The 20,015-nt window shown below is 66.1% G+C and carries 18 protein-coding genes and 1 pseudogene; 11 read left to right on the forward strand and 8 right to left on the reverse strand.

Going from position 1 to position 20,015, the window contains the following annotated elements; genetic code table 11:
• Nucleotides 1-39: 39 nt before the first annotated feature.
• The 5 genes from QF047_RS04460 to QF047_RS04480 all read right to left on the reverse strand — a co-directional run bounded on the left by QF047_RS04460 (nt 40) and on the right by QF047_RS04480 (nt 5,673).
• Nucleotides 40-1,266, reverse strand: a complete 1,227-nt coding sequence (locus tag QF047_RS04460) for an aminotransferase class I/II-fold pyridoxal phosphate-dependent enzyme (protein WP_307274407.1) — start codon at nt 1,264-1,266, stop codon at nt 40-42.
• A 291-nt stretch (nt 1,267-1,557) separates the two neighbouring features.
• On the reverse strand, nt 1,558-2,361 hold the full coding sequence (locus QF047_RS04465; RefSeq protein ID WP_306635072.1) for an amino acid ABC transporter ATP-binding protein: 804 nt from the start codon (nt 2,359-2,361) through the stop codon (nt 1,558-1,560).
• Between the two features lie 12 nt (nt 2,362-2,373).
• Nucleotides 2,374-3,165 (reverse strand): amino acid ABC transporter permease, encoded by a 792-nt coding sequence (locus QF047_RS04470; protein WP_306635071.1) that lies wholly within the window; start codon nt 3,163-3,165, stop codon nt 2,374-2,376.
• A gap of 146 nt (nt 3,166-3,311) precedes the next feature.
• Complete coding sequence (locus tag QF047_RS04475) at nt 3,312-4,115, reverse strand: ABC transporter substrate-binding protein (protein WP_307274410.1); 804 nt, start codon at nt 4,113-4,115, stop codon at nt 3,312-3,314.
• A gap of 169 nt (nt 4,116-4,284) precedes the next feature.
• Nucleotides 4,285-5,673 (reverse strand): isochorismate synthase MenF, encoded by a 1,389-nt coding sequence (locus QF047_RS04480; protein ID WP_307274412.1) that lies wholly within the window; start codon nt 5,671-5,673, stop codon nt 4,285-4,287.
• A gap of 100 nt (nt 5,674-5,773) precedes the next feature.
• Between QF047_RS04480 and QF047_RS04485 the strand changes: the two genes are divergently transcribed.
• The 5 genes and pseudogenes from QF047_RS04485 to QF047_RS04505 all read left to right on the forward strand — a co-directional run bounded on the left by QF047_RS04485 (nt 5,774) and on the right by QF047_RS04505 (nt 11,082).
• The gene (locus tag QF047_RS04485; RefSeq protein WP_307274414.1) at nt 5,774-6,559 is read left to right on the forward strand and encodes an alpha/beta fold hydrolase; all 786 of its coding nucleotides are present in this window, start codon (nt 5,774-5,776) and stop codon (nt 6,557-6,559) included.
• A gap of 74 nt (nt 6,560-6,633) precedes the next feature.
• Nucleotides 6,634-7,408 (forward strand): annotated as a pseudogene (locus QF047_RS04490) (demethylmenaquinone methyltransferase).
• Nucleotides 7,409-7,411: 3 nt separating this feature from the next.
• Nucleotides 7,412-8,752, forward strand: a complete 1,341-nt coding sequence (locus QF047_RS04495) for a geranylgeranyl reductase family protein (protein WP_307274417.1) — start codon at nt 7,412-7,414, stop codon at nt 8,750-8,752.
• A complete protein-coding gene (locus QF047_RS04500) occupies nt 8,749-9,849 on the forward strand; it encodes a polyprenyl synthetase family protein (RefSeq protein WP_307274419.1) in 1,101 nt (366 codons plus the stop codon). Before QF047_RS04495 ends, QF047_RS04500 begins: the two co-directional genes overlap by 4 nt.
• A 411-nt stretch (nt 9,850-10,260) precedes the next feature.
• Complete coding sequence (locus tag QF047_RS04505; RefSeq protein ID WP_307274421.1) at nt 10,261-11,082, forward strand: type IV toxin-antitoxin system AbiEi family antitoxin domain-containing protein; 822 nt, start codon at nt 10,261-10,263, stop codon at nt 11,080-11,082.
• 130 nt (nt 11,083-11,212) lie between these two features.
• Here the strand turns inward: QF047_RS04505 and QF047_RS04510 are convergent, their stop codons facing one another.
• Nucleotides 11,213-11,638, reverse strand: a complete 426-nt coding sequence (locus QF047_RS04510) for a hypothetical protein (protein WP_306635060.1) — start codon at nt 11,636-11,638, stop codon at nt 11,213-11,215.
• Nucleotides 11,639-11,651: 13 nt separating this feature from the next.
• On the reverse strand, nt 11,652-12,320 hold the full coding sequence (locus QF047_RS04515; protein ID WP_307274426.1) for a trimeric intracellular cation channel family protein: 669 nt from the start codon (nt 12,318-12,320) through the stop codon (nt 11,652-11,654).
• 61 nt (nt 12,321-12,381) lie between these two features.
• On the opposite strand from QF047_RS04515, the gene QF047_RS04520 reads away from it, so the two are divergent.
• The 5 genes from QF047_RS04520 (at nt 12,382) to QF047_RS04540 (ending at nt 18,220) form a co-directional block, all read left to right on the forward strand.
• Nucleotides 12,382-13,263: a sirohydrochlorin chelatase gene (locus QF047_RS04520; protein ID WP_307274428.1), complete on the forward strand. Its 882-nt coding sequence runs from the start codon at nt 12,382-12,384 to the stop codon at nt 13,261-13,263.
• Nucleotides 13,264-13,317: 54 nt separating this feature from the next.
• Nucleotides 13,318-15,063, forward strand: coding sequence for a nitrite/sulfite reductase (locus QF047_RS04525; protein ID WP_306635056.1), 1,746 nt, complete (start codon nt 13,318-13,320; stop codon nt 15,061-15,063).
• Nucleotides 15,064-15,146: 83 nt separating this feature from the next.
• Nucleotides 15,147-15,872 (forward strand): phosphoadenylyl-sulfate reductase, encoded by a 726-nt coding sequence (locus QF047_RS04530; RefSeq protein WP_307281759.1) that lies wholly within the window; start codon nt 15,147-15,149, stop codon nt 15,870-15,872.
• Nucleotides 15,869-16,816: a sulfate adenylyltransferase subunit CysD gene (cysD, locus tag QF047_RS04535; protein ID WP_307274432.1), complete on the forward strand. Its 948-nt coding sequence runs from the start codon at nt 15,869-15,871 to the stop codon at nt 16,814-16,816. Before QF047_RS04530 ends, cysD begins: the two co-directional genes overlap by 4 nt.
• Nucleotides 16,817-18,220 (forward strand): sulfate adenylyltransferase subunit 1, encoded by a 1,404-nt coding sequence (locus QF047_RS04540; protein WP_307274433.1) that lies wholly within the window; start codon nt 16,817-16,819, stop codon nt 18,218-18,220.
• Between the two features lie 90 nt (nt 18,221-18,310).
• On the opposite strand, the gene QF047_RS04545 is transcribed toward QF047_RS04540, so the two are convergent.
• Nucleotides 18,311-18,748 carry an SRPBCC family protein gene (locus tag QF047_RS04545; protein ID WP_307274435.1) on the reverse strand — a complete coding sequence of 146 codons (438 nt, stop codon included), beginning with the start codon at nt 18,746-18,748 and terminating at the stop codon, nt 18,311-18,313.
• Between the two features lie 86 nt (nt 18,749-18,834).
• Here QF047_RS04545 and QF047_RS04550 point away from each other — a divergent pair, with 86 nt between their 5' ends.
• Complete coding sequence (locus QF047_RS04550) at nt 18,835-20,001, forward strand: RtcB family protein (RefSeq protein WP_307274436.1); 1,167 nt, start codon at nt 18,835-18,837, stop codon at nt 19,999-20,001.
• Nucleotides 20,002-20,015 lie beyond the last annotated feature (14 nt).

Below are 20,015 nucleotides of genomic sequence, written 5' to 3' on the forward strand. Positions count from 1 at the left end.
CGATCCAACATGGGACACCCTGCGGGTAGGTCCGTTGGCTCATGTCCCGTTCCTGTTCACGCTTTCCTTCATCGCCGCTTCGAAGGCAGGCAGGCTGCGTTCGATCATGCCCTCGTTGGCCGTAAGGGAGATCCGGAAGAAACCCGGCGTCTCAAACAGCACGCCCGGGAAAACAAAGACATCCCGGCGGACGAGTGCCTCCGTGAATGCCTCGTCGTCCGGAATCGGGGACGTCACATACAGGTAGAACGTGCCCTCCGGCCGGTGGACGAGGTAACCCATGCCACCCAGGGCATCGACAAGCCGGTCCCGGCGCCGCTGCAGCTGTCCGACGTCGATGGAGAACTTCTCCAGTTCGGGAAGCGCGTGCTGCAGCAGGGCGTTCGGGTACACCCATCCCATCGCTACCTGCAGGCCGGTGATGGCCGGGCGCATCTCCTCCCGTTGCGGCATCGCCGGTGGCAGCGCCAGGTAGCCCACCCGCTGGCCGGGGGACAGGTGGGTTTTGCCGTAGGAGTAGGCAAGCAGCGTGTGCGCATAAAACTCCACCGGACTGTGGAAGCGGACGCCCTCGAACACAATCCGGTTGTAGGCCTCGTCCGAGACCAGGTAGATCCGCTGGCCGATCCTGGCCGAGGCCGCCTCCAAGAGTTCCGCCAGCCGGAGCAGCAGTTCGGGAGGATAGATCCGTCCCGTGGGGTTGTTGGGCGAATTGACGATCACAACCCTGGTGCGCTCAGTGATGGCAGCGCCGATGGCGTCGAGGTCCAGGTCGAACGTCGTGGTGTTGACCTTTACCTTCACGGGAACGAGTCCGGCCTCAAGGATCAGCGGCTCGTACAGGAACCACGGCGGCAGGCTGAATATAACCTCATCACCCGGATCGGCGACCGTTTTCAGCGCCAAGGCGATGGCGGCAAAGCCGCCGGTGGTGAGGTAGATATCCTCCATCCGGAATGGCACGTCCAGCAGCCGCTGCAGGGATTCCGCGGCAGCCTCCCGGGCGGCCTCGCCGTTGGTCTGGTAGGCGAACCACTGGTCATTCTGCGGAGTAAGGGCGTCCCGCAACGTACTGACGTAACGGTCGGCCGGCATCTGGTGCGGGTTGCCGAACGTGAAATCGCAGACGTCGGACTGGCCCTTCCGGCGCAGGCTGGCCGCCGTGATGTAGGCGTCCACCCGCTGAAATGAGGGAATTGATGCCAGCCCTGCAGCTCGATCAGATACCGCAGACGTGGCCCGGGATGTGGTTGTCCGATCTGTCATAGCAGCGCTCCTCTTAATGACCGGCCGGGATGGACGGAGCCGGATGGGCAGCGCGCTGCTGAGCCAGTGGAGGCTGTAGAGGGACCATTGTGGGCTCCCGCACGCGGCGAAGTAAAGGGCCGGCTGGAACGAAAGCCGGCATCGGTTGGCGCGTCCCGCCGTCGTACGCTGCTCTGCTGCCTTTTGACAGACAGAACTCGATATAACGCGCAAATGCCCTGTCGCTGCCGGAATTCCGGTAGCGACAGGGCATCTGTGCGTCGAAAGCGAATCAGGGGGTCGCGGGTGCGCCTATTCCTCGATCTCGATGTGCGTTGGATCCAGCACGCGGCGCAGGAACTCCTTGGTGCGCGGCTGCGTAGGGGCGGAAATGACCTGCTCGGCCACGCCTTCCTCCACCACCACGCCGCCGTCCATAAACACCACGCGGTCGGCCACTTCACGAGCGAAGCCCATCTCGTGGGTCACCACCAGCATGGTCATACCCTCCTTGGCGAGGTTGCGCATTACGGAGAGGACATCGCCCACCGTTTCCGGGTCCAGGGCGGACGTGGGCTCGTCGAAGAGCATCAGTTCGGGGTCCATGCTGAGCGCCCGGGCAATGGCCACGCGCTGCTGCTGGCCGCCGGACAGCTGGTCCGGGAACCGGTCGGCGAGGTGTCCCAGCCCGACGCGCTCAAGGTTGTGCATGGACACCTTGTCCGCCTCAGCCTGTGACCGCTTGAGGACCTTGGTCTGGGCGATGGAGCAGTTGCGCTTGGCATCCAGGTGCGGGAAGAGGTTGAACTGCTGGAACACCATGCCCACCTTGCGGCGCATTTTGTCGATGTCCACGTCAGGGTGGGTGGCTTCAAAGCCGCCCACGTGGATGCTGCCCTGGTTGGGCTGCTCCAGCAGGTTGACGCAGCGCAGCAGGGTGGATTTGCCGGAACCGGAGGGCCCGATCAGGCACACCACCGCGCCCGGCGCCACGTCCAGGCTGATCCCCTTCAATACCTCGTTGGTCCCGTAGGACTTGCGCAGGTCCTTGATGGACACCCCGGCGGCGTGCACGGTGGCCGTACCACCGCGCGGGTTGTTGACGACGTCGTTCATGGTCTTCCCTGCCTATCGCTTGGTCCGCGCGGAGCGGCTTTCGAACTTCCGGGCCAGGAGGCTCAGCGGGATGGTGATCACCAGGTAGAAGGCGCCGGCCACCAGCAGCGGGGTCAGTCCGGCACCCAGGCTGGAGATGCCGTCGCGGCCGAACTTAGTCAGCTCGTACTGGGATGCGGTGAGGCCCAGGACGTAGATCAGCGAGGAGTCCTTGGTGAGCAGGATGACCTCGTTGGTCAGCGGCGGCAGGACGATCTTGAAGGCCTGCGGAATCACGATGGTCACCATGGCGCGCCACTGCGGCATGCCCAGGGAGCGGGCGGCTTCGAGCTGGCCCTTGGGCACTGCCTGCAGGCCGGCCCGGAGGGTCTCGGCGATGTAGGCGGAGGCCACGATGCCCAGCGACACCATGACCACCAGGGTGATGTTCCACGAGACGCCGAACGCCAGGGGCACGCCGTAACCGAAGGCGATGAACACCAGCAGGGCAGGGATGCCGCGGAAGAACTCGATGTACCCGGTGGCGATCCAGCGGTACAGCGGGAAGCTGGAGAGCTTCATCAGGGCAAGCAGCAGGCCGCCGGAGAGGCCCACGATAAAGCCGAGGAACGTGTAGATCAGGGTGTTGACCAGGCCGGTGGTGAAGATGCCGGGGAACATCGGCCCGATTTTGGCGAAGTTGAAGACGCTGTTGCCGATGGTCTTCCAGTCGGTGGCCAGGATCAGCGCGGCGATGGCCACAACAAAGATTCCGGCCTGGACATACAGGCTTACTCTGGCTCGCTGACGTGCGGTCATTGCCATGGGGCGCTCACATTCGTTGTGCGTGGCAGAGGCCCCGGACGGACTGCGGTACAGCCCGTCCGGGGCCCCAGCTGCGTAGTTCTGAGGGCCGTGAAGGAGCCAAGGCGGGGAAGCCTCAGGCCTGCGCGGCGACTACAGGGCGGTGGCTACTTGGCGGTCTCGCCGAACCAGGTGGTCTTGAACTTCTCCAGCGTGCCGTCGTCGGTCAGGCGCTTCAGGGTGCCGTTGACCTTCTCCGCCATAGCGGTGTTGCCCTTCTTAATGGAGATGCCAAGCTGCTCGCCGGTGGCAAAGTCCTCAACGCTCTTGAACTTGGGGTTGTCCTTGATGGCGTAGCCCAGCACGGACTGGTTGCCAAGTGCCGCGTCGATGGTGCCGGCCTGCAGTGCCTGGACCAGGAGGCCGGTGTCCTCGAACTGCTGGGCTTCGATTCCCTTGTCCTTGGCGTAGTCGGCGCCGGTGGTGGCCTGCTGGACGCCGACCTTCTTGCCCTTGGCATCGTCCAGGCTCTTGATGCCGGAGCTGTCGCTGGCAACCAGGGCCAGGTCGTCATCCAGGTACGGGCTGGAGAAGTCCATGACGGACTTGCGGGTGTCCGTGATGGAGATGGAGGAGATGCCCAGATCGCACTGGGTCAGGGCGGTGCCGGTTTCGATGGCCTCGAAGGAGCTGTCCACGATGCTCAGTTCGGCGCCGAGGTCCTTCGCCACCTCGTTCGCAATGTCCACGTCGTAGCCGACTGTCTTCCCGTCCTTCTCGAACTCGAAAGGCTCATACGGGATATCAGAGCAGACCGTGAGCTTGCCGGAGTTGATGAGCTGGACGCCGCCTTGGGACGCTGCCGGGGTGGAGCTTCCGCCGCCGCAGGCCGTGAGGGTGAGGGCGCCAACGGCGAAGAGTGCTGCTGCCTTGGCGGTCATTTTGGCCGTGGCCAGGGACTTGAGCTGCATGTTTCTTACCTTTTGTTGCAGGAGTATGCGGTACTAAATCGGTTCATAGTGTAGCGCCCAATAAGAGATGTGCATCACAGGAAACTTAGTTTCACTATTGGATAACTAAATTACTCCTGTTTTCAAGCCTAGGCGAAGCAACGCTGTCTCAGATACCGGACTCGCTGGTTTAGTTCTTGATTCCCAGGGATTCGAGCATCGGGCGGAACTTCGCCCAGGTCTCGGCGAGTTCGGCTTCCGGCTGTGAGCCATCGACTATTCCGCAGCCGGCATATAGACGGACAGTGTCCGGCCCTTCGATAACGGCGCCGCGCAGCGCGATGCCCCATTCACCGTTTCCGGCGGCGTCCAGCCATCCGACCGGCCCGGCGTACGGCCCGCGGTCCAGGTGCTCCAGCTTGCGGATCAGGGCGCCGGCCACCTGGGTGGGAGTGCCGCAGACGGCGGCCGTCGGGTGCAGAGCGTTGATCAGCGCCAGGCAGGTGGGCACGTGGCCTTCCACCTCAGCCAGCTCGGCCTTCACGTCCGACGCCAGGTGCCACACGTTCGGCAGCTCCAGGATGAATGGCTCGTCGTGGGCGTTCATTGCCTCGGAAAACGGCGCCAGCTGGGTGGTCAACGACTGGATGGCGATCTCGTGTTCGTGCCGCTGCTTCTCCGACCCCGCCAGGACCCGGGTGGCGTAGTCCATGGGAAGCCCGTCTTCGCCGTGGGCATCACGGCGGTCCAAAGTGCCGGCCAGGACGCGGGCCTGCGCAGTCCGCCCCTCCACCTGGATCAGCATCTCCGGCGTCGCGCCCACCAGGCCGTCCACGCCGTACGTCCAGCATTCGCGGTACCGCCCGGCGAGCTCCCGCAGCACCTTCGCTGCATTGACGCCAGTGGGCACGGTGGCCACGATGTCGCGCGCGAGCACCAGCTTTTCCAGCGCCCCGGTCCGGATCTCGGCCACCCCCGCGGCGACCGCCGCCTTCCAGTCCTCCTCGTTGAGCGAGCCCGTATGCAGGGTTGCCCCGGCAGCCAGGGGCAGGGGACGTACGACGGCGCCGCCCGCGCGGGCGGGAAGACCTCCGGAGGTGCCGTCCCCCGCAGCGTCCGCTGCCGCCGTCGTGCTGCCGGCTGCGGAACCGCCGCCCAGCCAGTGGTCCAGGGCGGCGAGGGCGCCTTCCCTGGTGAGGGGACCGTCGTCGAACGTCAGCTGGGTGAGCCAGACCTGGCCGTCGCGGACTCCCACCACAATGGCGGGCACGATCAGCCGGGACTCGTGGGCCGATGTTTTGGAGAAAGCGAAAGAGCCGAAGGCTACGGGACCTGTGCCCGGAAGCCCCACGGAGTCCGAGATCTCGGCTTCGAGGACGAGGTGGCGCCACCAGATGTCCGCCTCGAGGAAGCGCTCGGGGCCGGTGGCGGTGAAGCGGGCGATCTCGCCGAATCCCACCAGTCCGGCCTCCCGGCGGGTCCAGCAGAGGACGTCGTCCCGGACCAAAAACGACGGCAGCCCCCCGCCGAATTGTTGGCCATCAAGGGGGACTGTCAAGGTGCGGAACGTGCTGGTCATGATTGCTCCACGGTACTCCCTTTTATTGAACGGGCAGCGTAGACCCTGATGCCTTGAGCTGTGCATACCCTCGGACTGCCCGCCGGCGTAGCCTTCAGCTATGGACTCCGAGGTCCGCATCCTTCAGCTCAATACCGGGATCACGGTACCGTGCCTGCTGCAGGGCGACCCCCACGCGAAGCCCCTGCTGCTGCTGCATGCGTGGGGCGAATCGCGCCGGAGCTTCGACCGGCTGGTCCCGCTCCTTCCGGAATTCAGGATCGCAGCGCCGGACCTGCGCGGCCAGGGAGACGCAGACAAACCAGGGAACGGCTACTCGCTAAAAGACCAGGCCGCGGACGCGGCAGCCATCCTCGATGCCCTGCAGCTGGAGTCCGCAGCCGTGCTGGGGTCCTCGAGTGGCGGCTACGTGGCACAGCAGCTGGCGGTCGGTGACCCGGACCGCGTGGACGCCCTCGTGCTGGTGGGCGCACCCCTGACCCTCCACGGCAGGCCGGCGGTTGCGGAGGAGATAGAGGCCCTGGCCGGGCCGGTCGATGAGGACTGGGTGCGGCGGTCGCTGCAGTGGTTTCCGTTGGGCAGGCCGGTGCCGGATTGGTATCTCGAGGACCGGGTGCGGGATGGCGTAAAAATGCCGGCACACGTCTGGAAGGGCGTACTCCAAGGGCTCTATCAGGCAACACCGCCAACGGAAGCAGGCGCCGTCACCGCTCCAACCTTGATCCTGCGGGGTGAACAGGACGAATTCCTGCCGCGTGCAGGTCACGAAACCCTTGCGGCTCGGATCCCGCGCTCAATCCTGAAGTCCTATCCCGGCGTCGGCCATCTGGTGCTTTGGGAGGTTCCGGAGCAGGTGGCGGCGGACACAAACGCTTTCCTGCAGTAGCGCCGCAGGTCAGCGCCGGTGCGGCGAAGTCCGCCTTGGTCCGGACCCTCCTGAACATTTGAGACAATGTCATGGTGAACCGAGCATCCTTGGATAAGCGTCCGGACGAAGTAGCCACGATGTTTGACGACGTCGCACCTAAATACGACGTGGTCAACGATGTCCTGTCGATGGGGCAGACCCGCCGCTGGCGCAAGGTTGTGGTGGAAGCCATGGAAGTCTCCAGGGGGCAGCGGGTCCTGGATCTGGCGGCTGGCACCGGCACGTCGAGCGAGCCATATGCCGATGCGGGCATAGATGTGGTGGCGTGCGACTTCTCCCTCGGAATGCTCAAGGTCGGCAAGCGCCGCCGCCCGGACATCGACTTCATCGCCGGTGACGCCACCAACCTGCCGTTCGCCGACAATACCTTCGACGCCACCACCATCTCCTTCGGCCTGCGCAACGTCAACGAGCCCAAAAAGGCTCTGCAGGAGATGCTCCGCGTCACCAAGCCCGGCGGCCGTCTGGTCATCGCCGAGTTCTCACAGCCCGTGGTCCCGCTCTGGCGAACGATGTACACGGAATATCTGATGCGCGCCCTGCCGGCCATCGCCGTGAAGGTCGCCTCGAATCCGGACGCCTACGTCTACCTCGCCGAGTCCATCCGCGCCTGGCCGGACCAGGACCACCTGGCCGCTTGGCTCCAGGATGCCGGCTGGGACAACGTCACCTACCGCAACCTGACCGGCGGCATCGTGGCCGTCCACGCGCGCCTTCAAGCCCGCTTTGGCGTCCAATGGCGGCGCTGCTGCCATCGCCGCGCACAAGGGCCCGGTGGCCAAGCTGCGCCGCAACATCACGCGCTGACCTGTGACAGTACTGATTGTCGGCGCGGGCCCGGCCGGCTCCACCGCCGCGTACTACCTTGCCAGGGCGGGCCTCGACGTCACCGTCCTGGAGAAGACGAGCTTCCCGCGTGAGAAGGTTTGCGGCGACGGCCTCACCCCGCGGGCCGTCCGTGAAATCCAGAAGCTGGGCCTGCCGCACCCTGAAGACGACGGCTGGCGCCGCAACAAGGGCCTTCGCCTGATCGCCGGCGGCCGCACGGTTGAGCTGCCCTGGCCCGAGGTGTCCGACTTCCCGCAGTACGGCCTGATCCGCACCCGGCTCGGCTTCGACGAGGAACTGGCCCGCCACGCCCAGGCGGCCGGCGCCGAAATCCTTGAGCGCCACAGCGTCACCGAAGCGCTGCGGGACGACGACGGCCGGGTCACCGGCGTCCGGGCCGCCGTCCTGGACGAGTCCGGACGCAAGACGGGGCAGACGCACGAGTTCAGTGCCGACGTCGTTCTCGCCGCTGACGGCAACTCCACGCGAACCGCCGTGTCGCTCGGCATCCAGAAGCGCGACGACCGCCCACTGGGGGTGGCGGTGCGTACGTATTTCACCTCGCCGCGCACTGACGACGACTGGATGGAAGGCTGGCTTGAGCTTCCCGGCCGCGACGGAAAACTGTTGCCCGGTTACGGCTGGGTGTTCGGCGTGGGCGACGGCACCTCCAACGTGGGCCTGGGCATCCTGAACTCGTCCAAGGAATTCGGCAAGCTCGACTACAAGCAGGTCCTGCGCGAATGGACCGCCGGCATGCCGGCCGAATGGGGCTTCACGCCGGAAAACCAGGTGGGCGAGATCCGCGGGGCCGCGCTGCCTATGGGCTTCAACCGCACCCCGCATTACTCGCCGGGCATGCTCCTGCTGGGCGACGCGGGCGGCATGGTCTCCCCGTTCAATGGCGAGGGCATCTCCTACGCCATGGAGTCGGCCCGCTTCGCTGCTGAGTTCATTATCGACGCCTCCTCGCGCCGTGCCTCCTCGGGCGGAACGTACGACGCCGACGCGCACCTCGCGCGCTACGCGGACTATGTGCGTGAGCAGTGGGGCTCGCACTTCACCCTGGGCCGGGCGTTCGCCGCCCTGATCGGCAAGCCAGCCGTTATGAAGCTTGCGCTGCGTACCGGCATGCCCATCCCGGTACTCATGCGGTTCGTGGTCCGGCTCCTGGCCAACCTCACGGACCCCGCCGCCAAGGGCTTCGAGGACCGGGTGATCCGGGTTCTGGAGTCGCTGGTTCCGGCCACATCCAATACATCCGCCACTCCGTCGGCTTCGAATCAGCGGTATCCGCAACAAAAAGTTAGGGTTAACCCGTGACCAACCCCGCAGACCACAGCTGGACGCACGCCGGACACGGCCTGCCGGACTCCGAACCCAGCCTGAACACCACCGCCATCGCCACCGGCCTGCAGCTGCCCGCGGGGTTCGCCGCCATCGCCGGGGATGCCGAGCTGGGGCCGGCCATCACCAACAACCTGGCCCGGGTGGAGAAGAAGCTCCGCGAAGCCATCGCCAACTCGGACCCGCTGGCTGACGCGACGTCGCGCCACCTGGTGGAGGCCGGCGGCAAGCGGATCCGGCCGCTGCTGACGCTCCTCTGCGCACACCTGGGTGACGCGTCCCTTCCCGCCGTGGTGCAGGCCGCCGTCGTGGTGGAACTGACGCACCTGGCAACCCTCTACCACGACGACGTGATGGACTCCGCTCCGTTCCGCCGCGGTGCGCCCACGGCCCACGAGGTGTGGGGCAACTCGGTGGCTGTCCTCACCGGCGACCTGATTTTTGCGCGTGCTTCCATCCTGGTGTCCGAACTCGGCTCCCGGGCACTGGGCATCCAGGCCCGCACCTTCGAGCGGCTGTGCCTGGGCCAGCTTCACGAAACCGTAGGGCCGCGGCCGGACGAGGACCCGGTGGAGCACTACCTGTCGGTCATCGCGGACAAGACCGGCTCCCTGGTTGCTGCTTCCGGGCAGCTCGGTGCCATCTTCGCCGGGGCCGACCCCTCCTACGAATCCGTGCTGGTGGAGTACGGCGAGAAGGTGGGTGTGGCCTTCCAGCTTGCCGACGACGTCATTGACGTAACGGGCATCAAGGTCAAGTCCGGCAAGTCCCCGGGCACGGACCTGCGCGAAGGGGTTCCCACCCTGCCGGTGCTGCTCCTGCGCAAGGCTGCCCTCGATGGTGACCAGTCCGCCGTCGAACTTCTGAAACTCATTGACGGGGACCTGACCTCGGACGAAGCACTGGCCGAGGCCGTTGCGGGCCTGCGCGAGCACCCGGTCACTGCCGAATCGTGGGTAGTGGCGCGCCGGTGGTCCGACGAAGCCATCGCTGCGTTGGCCCCGCTGCCCGACGGCGTGGTCAAGGAATCGCTGTCCAACTTCGCGGTGGCTGTGGTGGACCGCGCCAGCTAGCCCTTTTTCTGTGGAAGCCCGGCTCCGTGGACGGAGCCGGGCTTCTTTGTGGCTGCGTACGGTGGCTGCGTTAAACGGGATAGCCCCGGTCCCCAGCAACGATACGAGTCATACGTTGCTGTGAACCGAGGCTATCTCTCCGTTCGCATCAGACCCGCCGGAGGCGTTTAGCGGATCCGTGAATAGTCTATGACAGCTTTGTCACAAGAGGCAAGTCCCTTGTTACTGTTCCTGTCAAAAACTTTTCCCGCTGGATTTCCCCACCTTTAGGCCGGTCATCCTTGAGTCACCCGGCGGGTCGCGGCCACACACCGGCGGGGGCCTCAAAAGCCGGGGAGATTCAGCGGTTCTTTGTCCACATAGCCCTCGGCCGCCCTGCCGCCTTTGCCGCAGATTGGGTCTGCTGGCTCCATGGACCTCACCCGTTTCCTTAAACACGCAGGCTCCGTGGCCCGCACCGCCACCCTCCTGCAGGCCGGATTCACGGACCGCAGCATCCGCAATGCAGTGGCAGCGGGCGAAATGCGCCGTCTTCGGCATGGAGTGGTCGCTCTGCCGGACGCTCCCGCGGACTTGGTCGGTGCGGTCCTGGGGAACGGCGTGCTCACGTGCGCCTCTGCTGCCGTTCACCGCGGGCTCTGGGTGTTGCATGAACCGCAGGCCTTGCACTTGTTGTGCCGCCATGCTGGCCCCAAGGATGCGGTGGTTCACCGGGAGTCCCTGGTTCCGCACAATGGGCCGCGGCCGGTTGCCAGTACCACCGACGTCCTCATCCACAGCCTGCGCTGCCTTCCGCCGGTGGAAGCCGCCGTCATGGTGGAAAGCGCTGCGCGGCAAGGCGTGACCACCCTTGGCTACCTGCGGGAACGGCTGCCGGGTAAGCGGAATGGTGGCGCCAGAAGGGCGCTGGACCTGGTGGACGGTACCGCCGACTCCGCGATCGAGGTAGTGGCCCGCATCCTTTTTCGCAGCGAAGGAATCCACACCGAGACGCAGGTGGAGCTGCCGGGAATCGGCATCGTGGACTTCCTGCTGGAGGGCTTCCTGATTGTGGAGATCGACGGCGGCACGCACCTCGAGCCCCGCCAGGTCAAGAAGGACCGGGTCAGGAACAACGCGAGCACCCTCACCGGCTATGCGGTGCTCCGATATGGCTACGCGGACGTCGTTTACAACCCGCAGAAGATCGTTGACGAGGTGTGGCAGGTGCTGCGGGGCAGGGTTGTGCGCTGAGATTCCCCAGGTTTTGACCGGAACCCCGGCGACACCCGGGCAAAATCGGTGACACGCCGTCGTAGGGCCCAAAAGGTGGGGAAACTCAGCGGGACGCGGCGCGCGGAGGCAATGAGACAGGCAGGGAAACCTAGTCTTCGGCGTCCTCGAAGGCCCACTCGAACATGTCGAACACGAACTCCGAGAACGTGCCTTCCTCGGACTTCCACTGCCCGCGGGCGTTGTTGCGGCGGTAGACAATGGGGTCCGGGACGCTGAGGTCGCCCACGCGGAAGCCCCAGGTGTATTCCTCTTCCTCATCCTCGAGGAACATCAGGAAGCCCTCGTCATCAACTTCGAGCTCGTCCGGGTCCCAGAAGTAGTGGTACGCCTCCATGAGGTCCTCGCAGCCGCCGATGGCCAGATAAAACTCGCGCAGGACCAGGGGAATCTGGAATTGGTGGTCGGCCAGGGCCTTGTCCAGCTCTTCGGCGGACAGGCCGTCCTCTTCCTGCCATTCATCCTCGAGATACTTCGGAACCAGCGCACGGAATTTCTCGAGGAACATGTCAGTCATGCTCATATCCTAGCTAATCCCGGCCCGCCGATTCGCCGGGGCCAGCCCCTGCCCGGTGCCACCCGCGAACGGCCAGCGGGGCCTGCCAGGAGCGGCGCCAGGCCAGGACCCGGAACGTGAACACTGCGGCCGCGATGATTGCTGCCGTCAGCACGTTGAACACGCCCAGGACCCACAGTACGGCCGTCATTGCGGCACCCAGGAAGGCCGGCAGGGCGTAGATGTCCTTGGGATTGAAAAGCTGAGGAACCTCGTTGGCGGTGACGTCGCGCAATAGGCCGCCGCCCACCGCCGTCGTCACTCCCAGAAGCACTGACGCCACCGGATTCAGTCCGGTAGCCAGCGCCTTAAGTGTGCCGGTCATGCAGAACAAGGCCAGCCCGCCGGCATCGAACAGGGTCAGCAGCGACGTGTAGCGCTGGACGCTGGAGAACAGGAAATACACCAGGACCGTGGCCAGCAGCGGCGGCACCAGGTAGGCAGGATTGGTGAAGGCAGCAGGGACCACAGCAAGGATGATGTCGCGGATGACGCCGCCGCCAAGGCCCACCAGGGAGGCCAGCAACAGGGATCCCACGATGTCGATCTGCTTGCGCGCCGCGAGCAGTGAACCCGAGACGGCAAAGAAGAAAACGCCCAGCAGATCCAGCCACACCGGCGCGTTGTCAAAGGCGATTGTCATGGAGCGTCCCGGCAGTTTCAAAGAGGGCGGACAGGGCGGCTCCAACGTTACGCTAGCCCCTATGAACAGCCCCATCATGATCGCCTGCGCCCATGGGACGTCCAACACACAAGGCGCCGCGGAGGTCAACGCCCTGCGCGACGGCATTGCCGCGCTCCGCCCCGGCCTCGACGTCCGCGAAGCCTACGTGGACGTCCAGCAGCCGGACCTGGTGGACGTGGTGGCGGCGCTGCCGGCGGGGGAGTCCGCCGTGGTTGTGCCCCTGCTGCTGAGCGTGGGCTATCACGTGAAGGTGGATATCGCGCGGGCGGTGAAGAGCCGGCCCGGCAGTGCGGCCGCGGCGCCGCTGGGTCCTGATCCCCGCCTCGCCGCCCTCCTCGACCAGCGGCTACGCGAGGCCGGCGTCACGGACCGCGACGTGATCGTCCTGGCCGCCGCTGGCTCGTCCAACCCCAAGGCCGCCGTCAGCGTCCAGGAACTGCTGGCCCAGCTTCAGGAGCTGCGGCCCAACCGGATGGTGGCCGCCTATGGTGCCTCCGCCAAGCCTTCAGTGCCCGACGCCGTCGCGATGCTTCGCGAGGAACTGGAAGGAGGTGCCGGGGCGGGGGAGTCCGCGGGGGCTGTCGACGTCGGCGGGCGCGTGGTGATTGCCTCCTACCTCCTGGCGCCGGGCTTCTTCCACGACCAGCTCGGCAAGGCGGGGGCCGACGTTGTTACGGAACCCCTGCTGCCGTCACCCGTGCTCGCGGAGATAGCGCTGGAGCGGTACGACGCCGCCGTCGCGAAGGCCCGTGAAGCCGCCGCTTCTGCCCCCACTGGAACACCCGCTGGAGCCCCTGGGGAAGCACCAACCGGGGCCCCTGCAGCACCACCTTCCGATACACAGGAGGTGGGCATCTTCAAGGCCGTCCGGCGTTTCGTGACGAAATATTTCCCTAGGTGACTCAACGTTTCCGGGCCTTTGTGACGCTATTCGGACGGGACCTACAGTCGATGCATGACTGATACAGCTCTAGCCGGAGCGTCCGCGGACACCGCCGCCCCGAAGCGCCCGGCCCGCCCGTCCCGACCCGCCGCAAAACCGCACGGTCAGTGGAAAGTGGACGGCAAGACGCCGCTGAACGCCAACGAAACCTGGAAACAGGAAGACGACGGCCTTAACGTGCGCGAGCGTATCGAGACCATCTACTCCAAAGAGGGCTTTGACGCCATCCCCGGCCAGGACCTGCACGGCCGGTTCCGCTGGTGGGGCCTTTACACCCAGCGCAAGCCCGGGATCGACGGCGGCAAGACGGCAACGCTTGAGCCCCACGAGCTCGAGGACAAGTACTTTATGCTCCGGGTGAGGATCGACGGCGGTGCGCTCACCACCGAGCAGCTGCGCGTCATCGGCCAGATCTCCGTTGACTTCGCCCGGGACTCGGCCGACCTCACGGACCGCCAGAACATCCAGCTGCACTGGATCCGCGTGGAGGACATCCCCGAGATCTGGACCCGCCTGGAAGGTGTTGGCCTGTCCACCACCGAGGCCTGCGGCGACGTTCCCCGCGTCATCCTGGGATCGCCCGTGGCCGGCATCGCCAAGGACGAGATCATCGATCCCACCCCGCTCATCGCCGAGCTGGGGGAGCGGTTCATCGGCAACCCGCTGCTGTCCAACCTGCCGCGCAAGTACAAGACCGCGATCACCGGCCACCCCAGCCAAGACGTGGTCCACGAGATCAATGACTGCGCCTTTGTGGGCATTGAGCACCCCGAACTGGGAATCGGCTACGACCTGTGGGTGGGCGGCGCGCTGTCCACCAACCCGATGCTCGGCAAGCGCCTGGGCGCGTTCGTGAAGCCGGACCAGGCCGCCGATGTGTGGCTGGGCGTCACGAGCATCTTCCGCGATTACGGTTACCGCCGCATGCGCACCAAGGCCCGCCTGAAATTCCTTCTGGCCGACTGGGGTCCGGAGAAGTTCCGGCAGATCCTGGAGGACGAATACCTGGGCTACAAGCTGGCTGATGGCCCCGCCGCCCCCAAACCGGCCACCCCCGGTGACCACGTGGGCGTGCATGAGCAGAAGGACGGCAAGTTCTTCATCGGTGCCACCCCGCTGGCCGGCCGTCTCTCCGGCGCCGGGCTGGTCAAGCTCGCCGACACCCTGGAGGCCCGCGGCTCCTACCGGCTGCGCACCACCCCGCACCAGAAGCTCGTTGTCCTGGACGTCGAAAAGGACCAGGTCGAGCCCCTGGTGGCCGAGCTGGACGCCCTGGGCCTGTCCGCCCGCCCGTCCGTGTTCCGCCGCGGCACCATCGCCTGCACCGGTATCGAATACTGCAAGCTGGCCATCGTGGAGACCAAGCACACGGCCGCCACCGCGGTTGCCGAACTGGAACGCCGCCTCGCGGACCTCGCGGGCTCGGGCCAGTTGCCGCAGGCACTGTCGCTGCACATCAACGGTTGCCCCAACTCCTGCGCCCGCATCCAGACCGCGGACATCGGCCTCAAGGGCATGATGCTGCCAACGCCCGACGGCGACCCCTCCCCGGGTTTCCAGGTCCACCTGGGCGGCGGGCTGGCGTCAAACGACCGTGAGGAAGCGGGCCTGGGCCGCACCGTCCGCGGCCTCAAGGTCTACGTTGACGACCTGCCCGACTACGTGGAGCGCGTAGTCCGCACCTTCGTAGCCCAGCGCGCCGAAGGCCAGACCTTCGCCGAGTGGGCCCACGCAGCAGACGAGGAGGCACTCCAGTGAGTCCCCAGCCACACCCCAACCTCGCAAGCTCGGCCGGGGACCCCAGTGGCCGTGGGCCCAAGCATGCACTCGGGGTAGACCCGGTGGTTGAGCCCGTCGAAACCCGGAAGCTTCGCAGCAAGGAAGAACTGAAGGCCCTCGCCGAGTCAGGCGCTGCCGAGCTTGGCTGGGACGCCCCTGCCCGCGACGTGATCGCCTGGGTGGAGCGCAACTTCGACCTGCCCGCGGTCGCTGTCGCCTGCTCCATGGCCGACGCCGTCCTGCCGGCCCTGGTCGCGGACCAGCTGCCCGGCGTCGACGTCCTGTTCCTGGAGACCGGCTACCACTTCCCGGAAACCTACGCCACGCGCGACGAGGTGGCCGCCAACCTCCGCGTCAACGTGGTGGACGTGCTCCCGGAGAACACCGTGGAACAGCAGGACCGGCTCCTGGGCAAGGACCTTTTCGCCCGCGACGCCGCGCAGTGCTGCGCCCTCCGCAAGGTGGCTCCGCTGCGCCGCACCCTGTCCGGCTACGAACTGTGGTTTACCGGCGTCCGCCGCGACGAAGCGCCCACCCGCACCAACACCCCGCTGGTCACCTGGGACGAGGCCAACGGCCTGGTCAAGGTCAACCCGGTGGCTGCCTGGACCTTCGACCAACTGGTGCAGTACTCGGACGACAACCTCCTGCCCGTCAACCCGCTGCTTTCCCAGGGCTACCCCTCCATTGGCTGCCAGCCCTGCACCCGCAAGGTGGCGCCGGGCGATGACCCCCGCGCCGGCCGCTGGGCAGGCTCCGACAAGACAGAATGCGGACTACACGTATGAGCACCTACCTAACCGAGGAGACCTCCCAGGTGACTGAAGCTGCCGTTTCCACGCGCCTCTCCAGCCTGGATACCCTCGAGTCCGAGGCCATTCACATCATCCGCGAGGTTGTTGCGGAGTTCGAGAAGCCCGCGCTGCTGTTCTCGGGCGGCAAGGACTCCGTGGTGATGCTGCACCTGGCCACCAAGGCCTTCTGGCCGGGCAAGGTCCCGTTCCCCGTGCTGCACGTGGACACGGGCCACAACTTCCCGGAGGTCCTCGACTTCCGCGACCGCACGGTTGAGCGGCTCGGCCTGAAGCTCGTGGTCGGCTCCGTTCAGGAGTTCATTGACCGCGGCGAGCTCGCCGAGCGCGCCGACGGAACCCGCAACCCGCTGCAGACCGTCCCGCTGCTGGACGCCATCCAGCAGAACAAGTTCGACGCCGTGTTCGGCGGCGGCCGCCGCGACGAGGACAAAGCCCGCGCCAAGGAGCGCATCCTGAGCCTGCGTGACGAATTCGGCCAGTGGGACCCGCGCAACCAGCGCCCCGAACTGTGGAACCTCTACAACGGCCGTCACACCGTGGGCCAGCACGTCCGCGCGTTCCCCATCAGCAACTGGACCGAGCTGGACATCTGGCGCTACATCGAGCGCGAGAACATCGAGCTGCCCGGCCTGTACTACGCCCACGAGCGCGAGGTCTTCGCCCGCGACGGCATGTGGCGTGCGGTGGGCGAAGTTTCCCAGCCGCTCCCGCACGAGGACGTCATCACCAAGACCGTCCGCTACCGCACTGTGGGGGACATGTCCTGCACCGGCGCAGTGGAGTCTGACGCGTACACCGTGTCCGACGTCGTGGTTGAAGTCGCTGCCTCCACCCTCACCGAACGTGGCGCCACCCGTGCAGATGACCGCATCTCCGAGGCAGCCATGGAAGACCGCAAGAAGGACGGGTATTTCTAAATGAGCACCGACACTTTGGCTTCGGAGCTGGAGACAGCCCTGCCCACAACGCTCTTCCGGTTCGCCACCGCAGGATCAGTCGACGACGGCAAGTCCACTCTGGTGGGCCGCCTCCTTCACGATTCCAAGGCCATCCTGGCTGACACGCTCGACGCCGTGGCGCGCACCTCAGCGGATCGTGGCTTCGGCGGCGAAAAGGGCGGCATCGACCTCGCCCTGCTGACCGACGGCCTGCGCGCGGAACGCGAACAGGGCATCACCATCGACGTGGCCTACCGCTACTTCGCCACGGACCGCCGCAGCTTCATCCTGGCCGACTGCCCCGGGCACGTTCAGTACACCAAGAACACGGTGACCGGCGCGTCCACTGCGGATGCCGTCGTCGTACTCATTGACGCCCGCAAGGGTGTGCTGGAGCAGACCCGCCGGCACCTGTCCGTGCTGCAGCTGCTGCGCGTGGCGCACGTGATTGTGGCTGTGAACAAGATCGACCTGGTGGACTTCAGCGAGTCCGTGTTCCGGGACATCGAAGCCGACGTGCAGCAGGTGGGCCGCGAGCTGGGTCTCGGTTCAGACGGCATCACGGACCTGCTGGTGGTCCCGGTGTCCGCGCTCGACGGCGACAATGTGGTGGAGCGCTCGGAGCGCACCCCCTGGTACACGGGACCGGCGCTGCTTGAGGTCCTCGAAACCCTGCCGGCCGCCGACGAACTGGAAAGCCACCTGGAAAGCTTCCGCTTCCCGGTGCAGCTGGTCATCCGGCCGCAGGGCGCCCTGGCTCCCGACGCCGTGGCCGCCGGCCTGGATGTAGAGGCCTACCGCGACTACCGCGCCTACGCTGGCCAGATCACCGAAGGCTCAGTCAAGGTGGGGGACAAGGTCTCCGTCCTGACCCCCGGCCAGGATCCCCGCACCACCACCGTAGTGGGCATCGACTTCGCCGGCGCCTCGCTGGAGGAAGGCGCCGCCCCGCAGTCAGTGGCCATCCGCCTGGCCGAGGAGTTCGACGTCGCCCGCGGTGACACTATCGCCGCTGCCGGCACAGTGCGGGAAGCTTCGGCCGACCTGTACGCATCGCTGTGCTGGCTGTCCCCGAAGCCTTTGCGTGAAGGCCAGAAGGTGCTGGTCAAGCACGGCACCCGTACCGTGCAGGCCCTGGTTCGCAGCGTTGGCGGCAAGCTGGACCTGGCAACCTTCAAGCTGGAACCGGCGTCCACCCTGGAACTGAACGACATCGGCAACGCCCAGCTCCGGCTCGCCGCGCCGCTGCCGCTCGAAAACTACCTGCACCACCGCCGCACCGGCGCGTTCCTGGTGATCGACCCTCTGGACGGCAACACGTTGGCGGCCGGCCTGGTCAAGGACCACCCCGGCGACCACGAGGACGAGCGCTACTCGATCTGATCCCGCCGAAATCGCCGGAACGCTGCAAGGTCGCCGTCTCAAGACGGCGATCCGGCAGCCCTCCGGCGATTTTGACGTTTAAGGGCGGACTTAAGCGCGCCCCTCGAGAATCGTCTTGAGCTTCTGCAGGTCCTTGCGGGTTTCGCGGCGGATCATTGGTGCCATGACCAGCCCGGCCAGCCTGGAGAAACCGGCGGGGTTCCCGGTGTTGCCGAGGCTCATGCGGGTCCCGCCGTCGTCGTCCGTCCAGGTGTAGGTGGTCTGCATGGGGAACGGGCCCTGGGCGGTGCGCATCACCAGCTTCTCGCCCGGAACGTATTCCACGAACTCATAGGTGTAGTTGATCTCCCGGCCCAGGAACTTCGCGGTGAACGCCACCTTTGAGCCTGTGCCAACAGGGCCCGTGGTCAGCCGCTGGGACTTGTGGATGTTCACGTACCACTTCGGTGCGTTGTCGGGGTTGGCCGCGTAGTCCGCCACCTCGGTCCGCGATCGGTTGATATGGATCTGGGTCTGGACGTTCACCACGGTTGCGTCTCCTTCTTCTGCGCCGATGTGACGCCACGGGGTTAGCCTAGGAGTCACGTTAGTCCTCGTTTGCGCGGAGGCGAAGCATGCAAACCCTCAGCCCGAAGCTCCTGAACTGGGCTTCGATCCTGGATGACCTGACGCGGGAGCAGGCCGTGATGACCGCCGGGCTGCCGTTTATCTATCCGCACCTGGCCCTCATGCCCGATGCCCACCTGGGCAGGGGCGCCACGGTGGGCTCAGTGATTCCCACGCTGCACGCGATCATCCCCGCGGCGGTGGGGGTGGACATCGGCTGCGGCATGATTGCCGTCCGGACGCAGTACTCGCTGGCGGACCTCCCGAAGGACCGGAAGAAACTCCGTGAAAACATCGAGCGCGCTGTTCCGCTGTCCGCGGGCCACAACAACAGGACTGTGCAGCCTACCGCCGAACCGCGGATCGCCGAACTGAAGCAACTGGCCGCCAAATCCGGGTTCAACCCCGCCGAGTACGTGGCCAAATGGGAGCTGCAGCTGGGATCCCTTGGCTCGGGCAACCACTTCATCGAGGTCTGTGCCGATGAGGCCGATGCGGTCTGGCTGTTCCTGCACTCCGGGTCCCGCGGCATCGGCAATAAAATTGCCCAGCACCACATCGGCGTCGCCCAGCACGTGTCACGGAAAAACCAGATCCACTTGCCCCACCCGGACCTCGCCTACCTCGACGAGGGCACGCCGCAGTTTGACCGCTACATGGCGGAGCTGCGCTGGGCCCAGCACTTCGCCCTCCTGAACCGGGAGGAAATGATGGACCGGGTCATCGCCCAGTTCGGCCACTGGGTGGGCGGCCGCGTGCAGGAACGCGAACGGATCAACTGCCACCACAACTTCACCCAGCAGGAGACCCACTACGGCAGGTCCGTCTGGGTATCCCGGAAAGGCGCCATCCAGGCCGGCCCCGGCGATCCTGGACTGATCCCCGGTTCCATGGGGACGGCGTCGTACGTGGTGGAAGGCCTGGGGAACCCCGCATCCCTGAACTCCTCGCCGCATGGGGCCGGCCGGGAGTACTCCCGCAACGCCGCCCGCAGGACCTTCACGCTGGACGAGCTGAAGAAGGCCATGCGCGGGATCGAGTTCCGGGTTTCTGAGGCGTTCATCGACGAAATCCCGGCCGCCTACAAACCCATCGACCAAGTGATGCAGGATGCCGCAGACCTCGTTAAGGTCCGGCACAAGCTTCGGCAACTGATTAACGTCAAGGGCAACTGAAGCCGCCCCCGGCG

Origin of the sequence: Arthrobacter sp. W4I7, assembly GCF_030816215.1 — a bacterium.
Lineage (GTDB): Bacteria > Actinomycetota > Actinomycetes > Actinomycetales > Micrococcaceae > Arthrobacter > Arthrobacter siccitolerans_A.